We start from the raw sequence: 2084 nt of genomic DNA on the forward strand, positions 1-2084 counted from the left end.
AAGCGCCCCTCACCCGCCGCTCGATCTCGGCCGAACCGGCACCCACGCGCGCATGAACCTCGCAGCGTATGCCCTGTGCTGCCAATGCCTGCGCCGTGCCGACCGCGGTGCTGTCGCCCAGGATCAGGCAGAAGGGAATCATGGCCGACCAGCCTGATGGGCAAGCGGTTTTCGTGGAGTGGTCATGTCGCCGTAGGCAAGTAGCCCGAAGATGGCGACAGCACAGCCGGCGATGCCGAACGCTGCGCGTGCCAGCCCGATCAGCCGCGCCTTGCGACCCTTGCGAAGGTGGTTCCACCCTCGATCGAGCGAGGTACGCCAGGACAGCCAGCCATCGCCGATATCGCTCGCGCCGAACATCGCGATGGGGATCGCGACGGCCAGCATGATATGCCGGATGTCGGCGCGGGCGATCACGATGGCGAGAAAGGTCGCGACCAGAATGAACAGCGCGATGGCGTTGATGACGCTGTAGAGCGGGCGCAGCCGAAAGATCCGACGCGAGGGCGCAGCGAGGTAGCGCACGATCGGACGGCGGCAGGTGTCGCAGACCAGCATGTGCTGCCCCAGCGGCCAGCGGCGCATCGCCTCATGGCAATACGGGCATTCGGGCCGGGGCAGGCTGATCATATTCATGCGACGTGGCCGACCCTGATCGCATCGGGAAGTGCAGCCCGGATCACGTCGGCGACGTCGGGCACGCAGATCCAGTTGGAGAATCTCGGGTTCCAGATCGCCTTGCCCTTGCACAACGCGGAAAGAACCTCCCTGCCGATCTCATCGTCGCGCGCGGCCCGGAATGCGATGCGGCCATCTGGCAGTGTCCGCTCGACGATCCCGGCGCATACCTCGATAGGTGCGCCCGCCTTGACGGGAACCGCCTTGGCAGGGGGCGATACCTCCAAAACGGTGCATTCAACCGCTACCGATGTGGAGGGACTTTGCGCCGGATGAACAGTGACAGGCTCTGCCTCGACGTACGGCGGCAATTCCGGCACAGACGCGGCCTGGACGATGGGCATGTTGATCGGCCCAGACGGGTCGCCGGTATGAGACGTATCGGCGGCGTCCGTGCTGTCAGGAACGATGCCGAGGCGGGTATAGATATCGCCCTCCTGGACATGGTCGGCGATGAGCTGGTCGGCGATCTCGACCATCTGCGCGGCGGTGACGCCGGTCGAAAACATTCGTCCCAGGGGCGATGACCCGCCGAACGGCACCCAGGCTTTGTAAAGGTTGTCGCATTTGTAGATCGGCTCGTCGCTGCCGATTTTGGAACGGTCGATCATCGCGGTGGGCGGAACGGACACGAATACGCCGACCTCCGCGAACGCCCTGTCATGCCCTTTTCGCTTCAGCCACGCCTGCAGCACCTTGCGTTGTCGTTTGGCCTGTTCGACCGGATTGGGGATGTTCTGCGGCTGACGTTGCGAGCGATACCAGACCATCCATTCGCCATGCTCGTTCTTCGAGATCCGGCCAGAGTAGTTCTTGGATTCGAAGATCGAGGCGGTGCGCGACGCCCGCGACAGCAGGATATGATCGAACTGCGCGAACCCGCCCTGCCCGTCCGGCAGGCGCAGATCGTGGATAAGCAGGTTGCGGTCGTTGTCAGGCCCGAATTGGTGATCGAGCATATAGGCGGTCTCGCGCTCGCCCCGCATCCCCTGGCGTTGGTTCCGCACCGTCGATCGCACGCGCTCGGGGAGAGCCGCGAACTCGTCGGACGCCATCACTTCGTCGGCAAATGCGATCTCGGCCGCGCGGGTCGATTTCTTGCGGATCATCGTTTCGGCGTTCCCGGATTTGGCTGCGGCAGCGGTTGAACCGCCTGCGCCGGTAGCGGCGCGGAGGCGGGAGGCACCATTGCGGGCGGCTTGGCCGGCACCAGCCTCGCCTCGAGCCGTGGCCGTGCATCCTCGATCAGCTTGCGGAACGCATCGAGCGTCGCCAGCGTGGTGATCTTGCCGATGTCGGTCGAGGCGTAGCTTCCACCGAGCGCACCCACGCCAAGGCCGAGCAACAGCCCACCGCCCACGACGCCGATATCCTTCTTGCGCGCCGACCCGCTGGCGACCGCTTCC

2 protein-coding genes and 1 pseudogene are annotated in these 2084 nt (G+C 65.1%); all 3 read right to left on the minus strand.

Translation table 11 applies throughout. The annotated features are described in order from the left end of the window. Positions 1–138: 138 nt before the first annotated feature. A complete protein-coding gene (locus VGD20_RS02015; RefSeq protein WP_116463088.1) occupies positions 139–630 on the minus strand; it encodes a hypothetical protein in 492 nt (163 codons plus the stop codon). A 2-nt stretch (positions 631–632) separates the two neighbouring features. Next, positions 633–1787, minus strand: a complete 1155-nt coding sequence (locus VGD20_RS02020) for a nuclease-related domain-containing protein (protein WP_331132856.1) — start codon at positions 1785–1787, stop codon at positions 633–635. Continuing rightward, positions 1784–2084: pseudogene (locus VGD20_RS02025) on the minus strand (hypothetical protein); the annotation flags it as partial. The pseudogene VGD20_RS02025 and the gene VGD20_RS02020, both read right to left, overlap by 4 nt.

Origin of the sequence: Sphingopyxis sp., assembly GCF_036402335.1 — a bacterium.
Classification (GTDB): Bacteria; Pseudomonadota; Alphaproteobacteria; order Sphingomonadales; family Sphingomonadaceae; genus Sphingopyxis.

Excerpts from the sequence above, each read along its gene's own strand:
- VGD20_RS02015 (WP_116463088.1), bottom strand. The coding sequence starts at position 630 with ATGATCAGCCTGCCCCGGCCCGAATGCCCGTATTGCCATGAGGCGATG.
- VGD20_RS02020 (WP_331132856.1), bottom strand. The coding sequence starts at position 1,787 with ATGATCCGCAAGAAATCGACCCGCGCGGCCGAGATCGCATTTGCCGAC.